We start from the raw sequence: 15,251 nt of genomic DNA, 5'->3' as shown, positions 1-15,251 counted from the left end.
GCCGATGTGTAAGGATGCGTATGTCATTTAAATATCTCGTTGGGGGAAGTGTATTTCTCTCGTTAGCGTTAACACCAGGCTTTGCACATTCTGCGCCAGTGAAGATCGGGAAATACGTTATTCCTGGCGCGTTTGCCCGTTCGCTGGAGCAGGGAATGACGGTTCCGGTATTTATTCGCTATCGGGAAACGGACGAAAAGAGTCAGCAGAAAATTGCGGACGCGGTGATCTCTCTGGTCGACGGGAATATTACCGTGAAGTCGATTATGGTTTCCGACCTGCCAAATAACGCGGTGCTGTCGGATAAAACCCGCGCCATGGTGGAAAAAATCGCTGACGCTACGTTTGTCGATAACACTGCGATTGCCCTGACGCCGGAAGCCCGCCTGCAGCTGAACGTGTCGTCGTTTCACCTGGAGATGATCGTCAGCCGGGACGCGCTGACCGAGGCGGTCGTGGCGCGCAGTACCTTATTAGGCCCGTCCAGCGTGGACAGGCTCTCTAACGTGCTCAATTACAATTTCGGCACCTATTACAACGACTATCAGAACGGCAGCAGCGCGCGCAGCTATTTAACGCTGGATAACACCCTGTCGCTTCGGGAGCATCACTTCAATATTAACGGTTCGGTATACGGTATTGGCCAGAGCAACAGTTCGAGCAAGGTGTATCGCGCGATGTACGAGCGCGACTACGAGGGCTATCGCCTGGCGCTGGGGATGCTGGACACGTGGAACGTGCAGTCCATTGCCAGCCTGAACGCGCTGAACGGCGGAAAAATCTACGGTGCCAGCTACGGCAACAAAGGCAGCACAGTGGTGGAAAATACCGCCCTGTCGCTGACTCCCATTACGGTCTTTCTTCCGGCGGCCGGGGAAGTCCACGTCTTCCGCGACGGGCGCCTGCTGAGCGTGCAGAACTTCAACATGGGCAGCTACGAAATTGACACCAGCCGTTTTCCCTACGGTGTGTACGACGTGACGGTGGATATCGTGGTGAATGGTCGCACGGTGAACACCCGCGTCAGCCGCGTGAATAAGATCTTCGCGCGCCAGCAGGCCGCCGGGCTGGACCAGCTCTCATGGCAGGTGTTCGGCGGATCGCTGGATTACGATCGCGTAAGCTACAAGCGCAATCACTACCACAATGCCGGCAGCGAGCAGACCTGGATTGCCGGCGGCGCGGCCTCTCTGACGCTGGCGCTCCTCTCCGGCCTGAACGTGAAGTCCACGCTGTACGGTTTTGATTCCAACGCCGTGAACGAAACCGACCTGACCCTAAACGTTAATGAATACGTGAGCGTGGGCACTCAAACGCTGGTGGCAAACGACGGCACCTGGCGCAACGTCAGCAGCGTAAGCCTCAACGCTCCCGGCGGGTTTGGCTCGGTGTGGGCGTCACGCGAGGACAGCAAAATCGGCGACCGTTTACCGGTGCAGGAACGCGATAACTACTCCATTGGCGGTACGATTAACCTCGGGCGCTTTATACCGCACGGGGGATCGCTGGCGGTGAGCCAGACGGAAAACCGCTACTCGGGCAACACATATCGCAACCTGGATTACAGCACCACGCTGTACGCCGGGCGTTACGCCACCGTCGGCCTGCGCGCCGGGGTGCAGCGCTATTACTACAACAACCGAAATGACGACGGTCGTCAGGAGCGTTACGTCAGCCTCGACTTCTCGCTGCCGCTGGCCTCCTGGCTAAGCGTCGGAGCATCGCGGGATCGTTACGGTGCAACGCAGGGCAACATCAGCGCCCGCAAGCAGTTTGAAGACGGGCCAATTACCTCGGCGGGGATCGCGGCCTCCACCCGCCTGAGTGGCGAGCAGAACTACGGAAACGATTATTCCGTGAACGGCAACATGAGTTACGCCACCCAATACAACGCCGGCACGGTCTCCGTTACCCGATCGGCGGATAACGCCACCAACCTGAACTTCTCATCCCAGGGTTCGGTTGCCTGGGCGGGGGGCGATTTCGGCCTCAGCAAAGAGCGCCAGCGTTCCGGCATCATCGTGAAAACCGGGCTGGCAGGGGACGGCAAGCTGGCGGCAAAAATTAATAACCGCCAGTACGTCCTGAGCGGCAAATCGAGCTTTATCGCGCTGCCGCCGTACGCCCAGTACAAGCTGGAGATCATGAACGACCGCAACTCCGAGGACAGCTTCGATATCGTCTCCGGGCGTAAGCAGTCGCTGAACCTCTATCCGGGCAACGTTGGCGTTGTGGCGCCGGAAGTGAAAAGCATGGTCACCGTCTTCGGGCGCGTGCGCTATCCGAACGGACAGCTCGCGGTCAATACCGATATTCATAACCACATCGGTAAAACGCGCACCGATGAGAAAGGTGAGTTCGCGATTGATATCGATAAGACATTCCCCGTCATTACCCTTGTTTCGGCGAATGGCAACATCTGCGAAGCCGATTTAGATCTGGAAAAAGCCCGCGGCGCAGCGTGGGTTGGGGACGTGCAATGCGCACTGCAATCGACTATGGCGCAGAGATAATGCTATGAAAAATGTTAACCTTATTCTTCCGTTACTCGTTGCGGGTGCATTGACGCCGCTGGCGGCGAAAGCGTTGACCGCATCATCGTCCGGCTCGGTCAGCAATAACTTTCTGTTTATTGAAAACGCCGTGGACGGTGAGTATTTCATTACCCCCTCCGCTCTCGATCCTCGCTTTAGCGGATCCAATACCTGGGTGAAATACGGCACCTCGCAGGTGAGCCTCGGCTATCTCGGCTACGTGGGTTGGACGGCGCCGGCGAATAACTATCAGGATATGTGGATCGATAATTCGCCGATTGACGGGCCGTTTAACGGCATCCGCTGTTACAGCGGTACGCAATGCCCAACGTCCGGCTATATCTCCGGTCAGGGCCGAGACAGCAGCGGTTTCTACCACGCTCAGGTCGGATCGGTCGCGGGCGTGGTGGGCGGGGCGTACGGCTTTGCGTCGCTGAGCGATTCGGCCTACGAATATTTCCGCGCGATGCCGACCGGCAGCAGCGAAACTTACGTCTTTAACCGCTGCTATACCTCGGTTAACTATGATTACGCGGGGGGGGAGCGCTGTAAGGATCAAAGTACCGGGCGCTGGAACTACGTGAATTACACCTTAACCAAGCGCGGCCATCTGGCGCTGGAATCTACCAGCGCTTTCCAGGAGCTGTGGATCGCCAGCGACGGGACGCCGAGCATTACCAATGACTCCGGCGCCTGCGAGCTGGGGGTTGTCGGAAGCGTAAGCGGCGTGATCTGCAAAATGGTCAGCTACAGCCTTGAGCAGACCGCGAACCTGACCGCCTCGCTCACCTTCAGGGCCTATATCGATTCTGCCGCGCTGGGCTTTACCCCGGCGGCGTCAACGGTACGTTATTCCGGCAACGGCTCGAACTGGTATAACTTCAGCGCGACGACGGCCTATTACAATGTCTTCTCAACGGACGGCCACTACGTCTATCTCTTTTTGTCGAAGACGTTTCTTAAGAACCTTGTCGACGCGGGCTACAGCATTACCAACAGCCAGCCTTTTACCTTTGCCTTCCGCAATGCCTTAACGCCGGAGTCGGGGCATTACGAGTTCACGCCATCGTTGCAGTTGAACATTATTCCTAAGGAGTATGGAATCAGCATTGTCTCGTCGAATAACACCACGTCGGCAAGCGGCAGCGGCACCATCGGCGATGATACCCCGATAGGCATGGACTATGTCGTCACCGTTTCCGGCCCGCGTCAGGCGGACAGTATTACCGCCCAGGTCACGGGGGACACCACGACCATTAACAATACGCCGTACTGCCTGTTTACCTCCGCGCAGGGCGGGATCAGCGTGCCGATCCCGGCGTATCTTCAGTACAGCAACCAGTCGGGCAGCGTGACGCAGGTGCGCAATAGCTGCGGCGACGCGCCCATCAGCCTCAACGATGCGCTGTGGCAGCAAACGCCGTGGGATGCAAATAACACCGACGACGGGAGCTACTTCAGCACAGGCTTATCGCTGCTGTTCCCGATGAATGACTCCCGCTCGGCGCTGACGGTTGCAGGCTCCGACTGGGAAGGCGTGGTCAGCGCCAGCGGCGAAATCAAAGTCACCGCGAACTGGCTGGGCGTCACCAAATGAAGCGCTGGTATGCGGCAATCATTAGTGCGGCGCTGCTGAGCTTTTCGGCGCACGCCCTGTATCTCGATTCCACGATTTATGAGATGCCTGCGGACAAGTCCTTCATAAGCAAACGCATTTTTAACGACAGCAAAAAGCAGAATGTGTATCGCATTTCTGCGGTGAAAATTGATAGGCCCGGGCCGGGCGGAGAGAAACGCCAGGATATAGAAGAAGGGGAGCTGATCTTTGCGCCGCTGACGTTCTCGCTGGCACCGGATGCCGGGGAGTTTTTTAAGATTTTCTACCGCGGCCCGCAGGATGATAAGGAGCGCTATTACCGTGTGCAGTTCACCGAGCTGCCCGTCACGATGTTTCCTGAGCGCAACGGGGGGAAAAGAAGCGAAGCGATACCGGCTATCGCCCTGGATACGATATTGGTAGTACGCCCGAGAAAGATCGACCTGCGCTATACCCTGGATGAGCAGGCCGGGGTGCTTAGAAATACCGGGAACACTTTTTTTAAAATCATTGTGCAGCAGGGGTGTAATTCAACGGATGATGAGGCCGCTATCCGTTACGTCCTCCCCGGAGAAACGTATCGCAGCAGCGGGTTAAAAAATCAAAATAAAAAATTCATTGTCGCTTTGCACAAGTATATCCCTGTTGGCAACGCGTGTTTTAAACCTGGCTCATAAAATCTAAATAAAAATATTCTTATATTGCTAACCTGTATAAGGTAAATATACTCTGTATAGGTTGCTTGCATAATGAAAGAAAAATATAAGAGTTAGTCTGGATGAGAAAGATAATTAATGGTCGGGTTTTGTACGACTCAACGAAACGAGAATTGAGCCTACAAAATCAACAGCTTGTCCTTTCCGCTTCGGTGGCAAGGTTACTGGATTTTTTTATTGTAAATAATGCCCGGCAATTAAGCAGGGAACTGATCATCGAAGAAGTCTGGGCCAAGTATGGGATGAATCCATCCGGCCATAGTCTTAATAAAAGCATTAGTCTTTTACGTAAGGCATTGTCTTCGCTGGGCGTTGATGACGTAATTATCACCATTCCGCGAGAAGGGTTTATTTTTCAGGCGCAGGTTAGTGATAACCGCAAAGAAGAATTGGGTTCAACTGAGAAAGACGTAGCGCCTGGCAATCCTGCGTTGACCTTCCCGTGGAATAAAAAACTTTTAGTCTGGTTTGTTTTTTCTCTGGTTTTACTGGGCGGTGCAGGCATTTTTCTCACCGTCATGTTTCGCAATAACGACGGCGTGGTGCATGTTTCAAATACCGGGGCCTGCGAGGTGTATACGACGGATGATAATTCTTCCGAGAAAATTTTTAAGTTTCTGCATTCGCAAAGATGGAAAGGGTTTAGCACCATTTGTAACGGCACGAAGAAAGCCATCATATTTTATGACGATAACAGCCTGTCTAAGAGCAATAAACTGAAAGAACATTTTTTTAGTATTTGTTTGATGGACGAAAAAAAGGTGGCGTATGAGTGCCAAAATTATTTTTATTAGCATCATAGCTGCGCTGGCCGCTCTGTTTTTCATTGTACTTGACCGCGGGGAAATCCCGGCGGCGCTGGTCTGTACCTCTAAATATCATATCGAACTGGATACGCAAAAAAACGGGATAAAAATAAAGGGAGAGGTTCTCCAGGTATTCAGGATCTCCTCGGAAAAAGACGGGATGCTGTCGCAGGTGGGCGTACTGGAGGTAAATGATAAACAGTACGCCGTGAATCGGACAACGTCGCTGCATTTTTTAGGGAAGGACAGCGACGGATATCTGCGTACGGAGCGTCTGGCAATAGTCAAAAATGATAATGACGATTTGCCCGACGCGATAACGGATCTGCTGATGTCAAAACAGAAGCTGTTTTATTACAAGGTCATCCATATCGACAACAATGTGTATGGTATCAGGGATTTGCGCCGCACGCTGATGGTCTGTCGTGCGAAGTGATTCTCTGCTTTACAATGCCTTACAGTGATTTTTATCTGTGAGTTGATGTATTTTTGAAGTTTTAGTTTGTCTTGTTGTGAATGTAAGGGCATTTGTTTGTACTTGCCGCAGCTAAGAAAATTCCCTGTTCCGGTGATAGGAATATTCTTATCATTTTAACTCTGATCGCAGCCGTAGTCCGGGGGATATAAAAAATTTCTTTAGCATTGCAATGATAATATTAATTATCTGACATGTATGTCGTTGGAAACCGAATCAATTGTGAATGTTCTCTCTATTTGAGGGAGGGGTAGCCTTTGCAATTAAAACCATGATGGTGATGATGATGAACACAAAAAAGGTCTTCCTGCTTAGTTATGACATTTATCTTTTCTCAGGGATTAGGTCATTTTTGCCTAATCTGATACTGGTGGATACCGGAACCTATATCAACGATGCTGATATCTCCGCGCCCCAGTACAAAAACTGCCTGTTAATTATTGATAGCCGAATGCCATTTGGTCTGGTTAAAAGGTGGCTGCAAAGAAACAGCAGTCAGTTTATCAATATCAACAGCGTGGTGATTAAGTTGAGTGAAAATAAATGTATTAACCGAGGCTTTGAATACGCGGAGTTTATCGATGCCAAACTGGACGCTGATGCCGTCATTGATTCGCTGAAGCAGATTTTGATGGCGAATACTGAAAACGGTGCGCCCGCCAGAATAGGCTTTGTGGATGAATTTCGCCTGAGCAATTTTGAACAGGAAATGCTTAATGCCTCATTCACCCGTACCGGCCAGGAGGAGTTTTGCCGGGCGAACTCGCTGGCGGTAAAATCACTTTATCGTTATCGGGATAAAATAACCCATCGTCTGGAATTTGATAATTTCAACGAGTCCATTATTTTTCTTTCCCGTAACGGCCTGCTGGCAGAGAGAGTCAATGGAAATGAAAAGCCGCCGCGCTATGTCTGTGATAATACCGAGGCCGATCGATTGAGCCTGGCGCTGAAAAATGAGGAAATTATTCCGTATTATCAGCCTATCGTCGACAGCAATGGTGAACTGAGCGGGGTAGAGGTGCTGGCGCGCTGGCCGCTGGGTCATAATTACGCCATCTCCCAGCGTGAGTTTATTCCGCTGGCGGAAAAAAGCGGGCTTATTAATGAGCTAACCAGCTATTTAATGAATAAGGTAGCCTGCGATTTAAATCACGGCATTCACTGGCATGGACAGTCCTTTTTTGTCGCCTTTAACGTAAGCCCTTCAAGCCTGAGCAATCCCGTCTTTTACTGGGAGTGCCTTAATTTTTTAGAGTTAACGGAATCGTTGCCGATAAAGCTGATGATCGAAATAACCGAAAACCAGACGCTGGTGGTCACTCCGGCAATAAAAGAGCTGATCCGCTCCCTTCGCAATCGCGGGGTGCTGTTTGCGCTGGATGATTTTGGCACGGGGTATGCGAATCTTTGTTATCTGAACGAGCTTGAACTCGATGTGATTAAAATCGACAAGACCTTTATCAACGGCATCCACGCGCATGAGCAGCCGCTGCCGATGCTGGAGTCGATAATAAACCTTGCCGCTATTCTCGGGCTGCAAACCGTGGCTGAGGGGGTGGAATATGACTACCAGCGCGACTGGCTTGTGGATAACCAGGTCGACTACCAGCAGGGGTACTTTTTTATGCCCCCGGTGGCGCTGGCGGAGTTCAAAGGCTTTATGAAGCGGTGTGAAAATATCGAGAGGCCCGTCAGGAAAAAGAAGTCTCCAGGGCAGGAAAATCAGGTTAATCCGCGCCTTACCGCACCCTGAATCCGCTCGCCCCGTATCATAGTACGGGGCGAGCGTCGTTTTAACTAAACATCACCTGCGCCCAGCGCGCCAGGCCCGCGGTGACGGAGCCAAAGTCATCGCCGCCCGCAATAGGTATTCCCGGCAGCTGTTCCGCCAGCGCTTTTTTGATCAGCGGCGAACGGGCGCTTCCCCCGGTCAGGTAAATCACGTCAGGCTTCTCTTTGCCGTTCTCCAGCGCCAGCTGCACCTGTTCCAGGATGCGCTGCAGCGGCTGAGCGAGCGCCGTCTCCAGCCCCTCCTGTGAAATCGCCGTGGCCAGTTCGTCGCTGATAAACGGCAAGGACACCGCATGTTCAGCGCGATCGGAGAGGGCGATTTTACTCTCTTCCGCAGTGCGCACCACGCGGTAGCTGAGGCGCTGACGCCACACTTTATACAGCAGGGCGACCTTATCGGCGTCCTGGGCATCGCGCACCAGATCGTTAAGGAAGCGGCCGTTAGCGGTGCTGTAGAAATCGCTCTGCGCCGGCACGTCGTTGATGGCGATGGCGTTCCACCATGGCAGGATCGGCAGAGCGATCCCTTTTTCCGTTTGCCCGCCCATGCCCAGCAGCGGCATCAGGCTCTTAAAGGCCAGCGCGATATCGAGATCGTTACCGCCTACGCGGCAGCCGCTGTGCCCCAGCAGGCTGTTTTCGCGGTCGCGCCGGTTATGCCACTGCGGCCCCATCAGCAGCAGCGAGCAGTCGGTGGTGCCCCCGCCGATGTCGACGACCAGCACGCGCTTCTCTTCCGACAGCGTGGCTTCAAAATCCAGCCCCGCCGCAACCGGCTCGTACTGGAATACCACGTCGCGGAAGCCCGCGCGGTGCGCCGCGCGCTCCAGGATCCCCTGCGCCTGCTGGTTGGCCTCATCGCCGCCCAGCCCCTGGAAGTTGATGGGTCGACCAATCACCGCCTGGGTAATCGTATCTGATACCTGGGTCTGCGCCTGATTGCGGATATGCAGCATCATCGCGCACACCAGGTCTTCAAACATCGCCACCTGCTGAGGCTTCAGGCCGCTGGCGCCGAGGAAGGACTTTGGCGACTTAACGAAGTAGACCTCTTCAGGATCTTCAATGTAGTGCCCGAGCGACGAGAGGCCGAACTGCACGCTCGACGGCGTAACGTCGATATCTTCCTCGCGGTTGAAGCTGACCGCACGGCGTAAAAGCGCCTGGGTTTCCGCCGCCGAAGCCGGAACCTGATGGTGGCGGAACAGCCATTCGCTGACCGCTTCGCGGGTGGGCGCGCAGAGCATTGACGGCAGCAGCGTGCTCTCTTTTTCCATTTTCAGGAGCTGTGGTTGCCCGTTTTGCATAATCGCAACCGAGCAGTTTGCCGTACCGTAGTCAAATCCAATAAACACGATGAATCCCCATGCCGGTGAGAAGGGGCGAGACTTTAACGAAATGTCTGCATGGCGACAACAGGAATATGAAAGCAAGGCAATACAAGGTCTTTCCGTTTATGCTGATAACAATAAAAAAGGAGCAACGATGTATACCCTCACCTGGCTTCCCCCCTATGACTGGCAGTGGATGTTTGGCTTTCTTGGCGCGCGTGCGGTGGCGGGCATTGAAACCGTCACGAGCGACTACTATGAGCGCAGTTTTGCCTGCGAAGGACATCAGGGGATCTTTCGCGTTACGCCGGATGACGCAACACATACGCTGAGCGTGACGCTCAGCCCGGGGTTGATCCCGGTTGCGCAGGCGTGTCTTGAGCGCATCGCGCGGCTGTTCGATCTCGCCTGCAACCCGCAGCATATAGCGGAGACGCTGGGCGACCTCGGCGCTGCCCGGCCGGGCTTGCGCTTGCCGGGGGCGATGGACGCGTACGAGCAGGGCGTCCGGGCGATTCTCGGACAGCTGGTGAGCGTGGCGATGGCGGCGAAGCTGGCGTCGCGCGTGGTGGCGCTGTGCGGTGAACCCGTGACAGATTGCCCAGGCTATCTCTGCTTTCCCACGCCGGAGGCGCTGGCGGCAGCGGACCCGCTGGCGCTGAAAGCGCTGGGCATGCCGGTAAAGCGCGCAGAGTCGTTGATTCATCTGGCGCAGTCGGTCATCGACGGGACGTTTCCGCTTTTCCCGCCCGCAAATATTGAGGAGGGGATGAAGGCGCTACAGCAGAGGCCGGGAATTGGCCGCTGGACGGCAAACTACCTGGCCCTGCGCGGCTGGCAGGCGAAAGATGTGTTTCTGCCGGATGATTATCTGATTAAGCAGCGCTTCGCCGGGATGACGCCCGCGCAAATTCGCCGCTACGCCGAACGCTGGCAGCCCTGGCGCTCTTACGCGCTGCTGCACATCTGGTATACCGACGGCTGGGCGCCGTCAGTTGATGGCGAAATAGCTGGTATTAAGAAGTAAATCCAGCGGCTGCGGCTCAGCGATGGTGTCGCCAAAGATAAAATCAATACCGATGCCGGAGAGCGTATCCATCATGATGGGCTGATTGCAGGGGCCGGCTATGGTCTTCATGCCCAGACGCTGGGCATGGCCCTGAACAATGGTGACCATCATTTCATCCATCAGATTACCATAAACATTGGTCACCACTTCCGCGTCCAGCATCAGATAGTCGGCCATATTCGCGCTCAGGTGGGTAAAGACGTTCATGTCGCGGCCCACCTGGCTGAAGATAATGCGACAGCCCGCCTGGCGAAGCTTTTGCAGACCCCGCTGCAGGTTCTTGTCCGGATTGCACACCACGTCGGCAGAGATAACCAGGTGCAGGAGACGGCCCGGCATCGGGCTTTTATCCAGCAGGTCGAGAAGTTCATCGACCAGCGTCACGCTGGCTAAACCGGCCTCAGAAAGCGGAAGCGCGATACCCATACCTTTACTGGCGATCTGTGCCGCAGAGGCGCGGAAAAACTCGCTAAAGATACGTCTGTCGAGGGCGTGAAAAAGCTCAGGCTCCGCCAGGCCCGAGCGGAAGGCGTGCTCTTCCTGAACTTCGCCCTGGCTGGTCCACAGGCGTAATGAAATCAGCCAGAAATTACTGCTTTCCGGAATGCGTGGGGAGGCAACGCTGCGGGCAATCATCATCAGGTGATTGTCTTTAATCATGTGCCACTGCTCGTCAAGCGACATCATGCTGCGCGTGCTGCGATCCCGCTCCTGCTGGGGTTCGTAAACCGTCACCATGCCGCGTCCGCCGTTTTTCGAGGCATAACAGGCAATGTCCGCCTGCGACATGATCTCCGACGCCTGATGGTTATTTTCATCTATCAGCGTGATCCCGGCGCTGGCGCCGATCCGGTGCAGACGGCCTTCCCACATAAAATGGTAGTCATTGATGGTCTGGATCAGGCGGTTGGCGATATAGCGTGCGCTTTCAATATTGCAGTCCGGCAACAGTAACCCGAATTCGTCCCCGCCCAGGCGCGCCAGCACGTCGCTGGAACGAAGCATGGTCAGCATTAAGGAAGAGAGTTCCCGCAGCAGCGCATCGCCGGCGGCATGGCCTGCCGTATCGTTGACGGCCTTAAAGCGATCGAGGTCGATAAAGACCAGGGCGTGACGCTGGCGCGTTTCGCGAACGGTCTGCAGGAGCCGCTTGAGATGGCTTTCGAAGCTGACCCGGTTGGCGAGGTGGGTCAGGGCATCGTGGGAGGCGCTGTAGCTCAGCTGGCGCAGCATTTTGCGCGACTCGGTGACGTCCTGAATCACGATAACGGAGCCAATACTCTGTCCATCCAGGGTGCTGAGCGGTGTAATGCTGTAATGGATATCGAAGTTTCCGCCGGTGCGGCAGTTCAGGACCACGTCCTGATCGATATCGGAACGGGACATATCGCCGCTGTGAATATTCTCCATCAGCGGCCCTTTTTCACCGAAGGTGATGTGTAACACCGTCAGAATCGGCTGGCCAATTGCCTCGGCCTGCAGCCAGCCGCTCATTTTCTCGGCGACCGGGTTCATAAAGGTGACATTCATGTTGATATCGGTACACAGCACCGCTTCACCGATGGAGTCGAGGGTGATGTGCAGACGCTCTTTTTCCTGGAAGAGGGCCTCGTTGAGCTGCTTCACCTCGGTCATATCCATGTTGATCCCGAGCAGTCGTTCAACTTCACCCTGCTTATTCAGCACCCGGTTCGCCAGGGAGCGAATATGGCGCACGCCTTCCTTCACGCGGATGCGGAACTCGAGCTTAAACGGCAGGCGGGAAATCAGCGAGTCCCGCAGGACCTGCTCCGCGTGGGCGCGATCTTCCGGCAGCATCGTTTCATGCCAGAGCTGCCAGGTGGGCTTGATGTGCGGCGGAATTTCATACAGCTCAAACATCCGCTTATCCCAGCTAATAACGTCTGGCTCCAGATCCCACTCCCAGATGCCGATCCCGCCCGCTTCGTTAGCAAGCGTAATGCGCTCCATCAGGCGCTTATTGACCCACTCGGTCTGCTTCAGGTCGTTAATATCTTCAATCTGGGCGATAAAATAGAGCGGCGAGCCGTCGGCATGCCGCACCACGGAGACGGCCAGCAGCGCCCAGACCACTTCCCCATTGCGGGTGTAATAGCGCTTTTCGAGGGTGTAGGTATTGATCTCGCCGTTGACCAGCTGTTCCAGCTGTTCCAGGTCGGTATGGAGATCTTCCGGCCAGGTGAGCTGCTGGAAGGTCAGCGACTGAAGCTCCGTCTGGCTGTAGCCGAGGAAATTGCACAGCGCCTTGTTGGCCTGCAGCCATTTGCCCTCGATGCTGACCAGCGCCATGCCGATGGCGGAATACTCCATCGCATTACGAAAACGCTCCTCGCTTTCGGTGATGTGTTTGCGTTCGGCGCGGAAGGCATACATCACCATGGTCATAACGTTGGCCGGCAGGAGCAGCATCAGGAACGGCAGCCACGGCGCGTTCAGCATTGCCCCGGCGTGCTGGGTTGTCAGCGCCACCGGATTGCGGGCAATCATCAGCGAGACGACCATCACGGTGACCAGAAACACCATGAACGCTTCCATCCGCGGCAGGCGCACGGCGCTCCACATCAGCAGAACGATAACGCAGGTAAAGGGCCACGGCAGCCAGGTGATGGCGGCCCAGCTAAGGACTAACGTGACGGCAAGCGTAGTTAGCGTTTCCAGCAGCAGTCGCGGGTCACGGTGGCGCAGCAGATAATGCGGTTTAAACAGCAGGCCCAATGGCACCAGCGCCAGCGCGCCAATGGCCTCTGACAGCACCCACACGAAGAAATTACGCAGCGTCTCAGGGCCGGGCGCCACCAGAGTAACAAGAATGCCGCCCACCAGCGGTGGAACCAGCGCGCTGCCGATGGCTACGCGGATCCAGTCATTCAGGTTCTGCAGCGGGTTGTACCACGGAAGTAATTTGCGCAGGAACACCGCGCCGATAACGGCCTCAATCACGTTGATTGAAGGGTAGATGAGGCTTATCGATCCCCACGAAAACAGCATCCACGAGGCCAGAATATTGCCGAACGAACAGGCCAGGGCAATGCCCGGCCACATTTTTCCGGCATGGCGGTAAAACGCCACCATCATAATGGCGGTGGGAAACCAGAGCGGGGCCAGCAGCGTGCCGAAGCGGGTAAGTTCCAGCGAAAATAAGGTAAAGATAAAGGTGACCAGGCCCAGACAGACAAGTCGTAATAAAGGATGTGGGGTGGTAACCAAAACCCGCTGGTATTGTTTATTCATTACCGCTTTATCCAGAGACGCCATGCCGTCAGGGAAGATGTTCGAACGCGTGAATTTGATAATTTGGTTTATGCTAGTACAAACAATTTACAATTCATATGGCGACTGCTCAGAATTTGACACCATAGACTTATTAAATAGTTACTCCGCGAGAAAAAAAGGGTAAACGCTGAAAAAACGTTCATTTAAATTTCACTCAGGGAGTAATGCGCCACTTTTCGGCCAGTCTCGCAGAACCTGTGCATTCGACTGGTATCACGCCCGCGAAATCCCTATAATTGCCGCGTTTGACGCTCCGGCGTCGTCCTTCCTTAACATCCAGGTTAATCAGGTCGCTAAATTTATGACTGATAAGTCTCATCAGTGCGTCATTATAGGCATCGCCGGCGCATCGGCTTCAGGTAAAAGTCTAATTGCCAGTACGCTTTATCGCGAACTGCGTGAACAAGTAGGTGATGAGCATATCGGCGTCATTCCCGAAGACAGCTATTACAAAGATCAATCCCATCTGTCGATGGAAGAACGCGTCAAAACCAACTATGACCATCCCAATGCGATGGATCACAGTTTGCTGTTCCAGCATTTAGAAGCACTTAAGAGCGGCCAGGCGATTGAACTGCCCGTTTACAGCTACGTAGAACACACCCGCACCCAGGAAACGATCCGCATCGAGCCGAAAAAGGTCATTATCCTTGAAGGTATCCTGCTGCTGACCGATGCCCGTCTGCGCGAGTCCATGAACTTCTCGATTTTCGTCGATACCCCGCTGGATATCTGCCTGATGCGCCGCATCAAGCGTGACGTTAATGAACGCGGCCGTTCGATGGACTCCGTCATGGCGCAATACCAGAAAACGGTCCGCCCGATGTTCCTGCAGTTTATTGAACCCTCCAAACAATACGCCGATATCATCGTGCCGCGCGGCGGCAAAAACCGCATCGCCATTGATATCTTAAAAGCGAAAATCAGCCAGTTTTTTGAATAAGCCGCGTGAATTGTGTACCGTTCAGAGATAACCTGGTTTTACCCTGAGCGCTTACCGCCTCAGGGTATGATGCATGAAAGGAGAAAGTGCCGTGCGTCTTTGCGATCGCGATATTGAAGCCTGGCTGGATGAAGGCCGTTTGTCTATTACCCCGCGTCCCCCCGTGGAACGTATCAATGGGGTGACCGTTGATGTACGGTTGGGGAATAAATTCCGCACCTTTAGCGGCCATACCGCACCGTTTATTGACCTCAGCGGGCCGAAGGACGAAGTCAGCGCCGCGCTCGATCGCGTGATGAGTGACGAAATCGTTATCGATGAAGGCGACGCTTTTTATCTGCATCCGGGGGAGCTGGCGCTGGCGGTGACGTATGAATCCGTCACTCTGCCTTCGGACTTGGTCGGCTGGCTTGATGGCCGTTCTTCTCTGGCGCGACTGGGGCTGATGGTTCACGTAACCGCGCACCGTATCGATCCAGGCTGGTCGGGGCGTATCGTGCTGGAATTCTTCAATGCCGGTAAACTGCCTCTGGCGCTGCGTCCCGGCATGATGATTGGTGCGTTAAGCTTTGAGCCGCTGTCAGGCCCGGCAGACAGGCCTTATAACCGCCGGCAGGACGCAAAATATCGCGACCAGCAGGGTGCGGTTGCCAGCCGTATTGATAAAGACTGATCGTTAGTCCATTGAGGAT

Annotated in this window: 11 protein-coding genes; 9 read left to right on the top strand and 2 right to left on the bottom strand. The window is 54.6% G+C overall.

What is annotated here, in order from left to right:
• The first annotated feature begins 20 nt into the window (after nt 1-20).
• From M2433_RS11025 to M2433_RS11000, 6 genes are all read left to right on the top strand, one after another.
• Nucleotides 21-2,513: a TcfC E-set like domain-containing protein gene (locus tag M2433_RS11025; RefSeq protein ID WP_429054380.1), complete on the top strand. Its 2,493-nt coding sequence runs from the start codon at nt 21-23 to the stop codon at nt 2,511-2,513.
• A 4-nt stretch (nt 2,514-2,517) separates the two neighbouring features.
• Nucleotides 2,518-4,131 (top strand): fimbrial protein, encoded by a 1,614-nt coding sequence (locus tag M2433_RS11020; protein ID WP_429054381.1) that lies wholly within the window; start codon nt 2,518-2,520, stop codon nt 4,129-4,131.
• Entirely contained in the window at nt 4,128-4,808 is a 681-nt protein-coding gene (locus M2433_RS11015; protein ID WP_429054383.1) for a fimbrial biogenesis chaperone, read from the top strand. Before M2433_RS11020 ends, M2433_RS11015 begins: the two co-directional genes overlap by 4 nt.
• A 101-nt stretch (nt 4,809-4,909) precedes the next feature.
• On the top strand, nt 4,910-5,641 hold the full coding sequence (locus tag M2433_RS11010) for a winged helix-turn-helix domain-containing protein (protein WP_429054385.1): 732 nt from the start codon (nt 4,910-4,912) through the stop codon (nt 5,639-5,641).
• Nucleotides 5,616-6,089, top strand: coding sequence for a hypothetical protein (locus M2433_RS11005; protein WP_429054387.1), 474 nt, complete (start codon nt 5,616-5,618; stop codon nt 6,087-6,089). The genes M2433_RS11010 and M2433_RS11005 overlap by 26 nt, the downstream gene beginning before the upstream one ends.
• Before the next feature lie 325 nt (nt 6,090-6,414).
• Entirely contained in the window at nt 6,415-7,884 is a 1,470-nt protein-coding gene (locus M2433_RS11000) for an EAL domain-containing protein (protein ID WP_429054388.1), read from the top strand.
• 40 nt (nt 7,885-7,924) lie between these two features.
• Here the strand turns inward: M2433_RS11000 and yegD are convergent, their stop codons facing one another.
• Nucleotides 7,925-9,277 (bottom strand): molecular chaperone, encoded by a 1,353-nt coding sequence (gene yegD / locus M2433_RS10995; RefSeq protein ID WP_429054390.1) that lies wholly within the window; start codon nt 9,275-9,277, stop codon nt 7,925-7,927.
• A gap of 130 nt (nt 9,278-9,407) precedes the next feature.
• On the opposite strand from yegD, the gene alkA reads away from it, so the two are divergent.
• The gene (gene alkA / locus M2433_RS10990) at nt 9,408-10,280 is read left to right on the top strand and encodes a DNA-3-methyladenine glycosylase 2 (protein WP_429054392.1); all 873 of its coding nucleotides are present in this window, start codon (nt 9,408-9,410) and stop codon (nt 10,278-10,280) included.
• Here alkA and M2433_RS10985 read toward each other — a convergent pair.
• The gene (locus M2433_RS10985; protein WP_429054394.1) at nt 10,245-13,574 is read right to left on the bottom strand and encodes a diguanylate cyclase; all 3,330 of its coding nucleotides are present in this window, start codon (nt 13,572-13,574) and stop codon (nt 10,245-10,247) included. The two genes, alkA and M2433_RS10985, sit on opposite strands and share 36 nt — an antisense overlap.
• Nucleotides 13,575-13,917: 343 nt before the next feature.
• Between M2433_RS10985 and udk the strand changes: the two genes are divergently transcribed.
• Nucleotides 13,918-14,559 (top strand): uridine kinase, encoded by a 642-nt coding sequence (gene udk / locus M2433_RS10980; protein ID WP_008500855.1) that lies wholly within the window; start codon nt 13,918-13,920, stop codon nt 14,557-14,559.
• Nucleotides 14,560-14,650: 91 nt separating this feature from the next.
• Nucleotides 14,651-15,232: a dCTP deaminase gene (gene dcd, locus M2433_RS10975; RefSeq protein ID WP_047346799.1), complete on the top strand. Its 582-nt coding sequence runs from the start codon at nt 14,651-14,653 to the stop codon at nt 15,230-15,232.
• The last annotated feature ends 19 nt before the right edge of the window (nt 15,233-15,251 follow it).

The sequence above is a fragment of the Enterobacter sp. AC1 genome (assembly GCF_050434705.1).
Taxonomy (GTDB): domain Bacteria; phylum Pseudomonadota; class Gammaproteobacteria; order Enterobacterales; family Enterobacteriaceae; genus Enterobacter; species Enterobacter cloacae_L.
The sequence above is the reverse complement of the archived record's forward strand: the minus strand, read 5'-3'. Positions and strand labels throughout refer to the sequence as shown.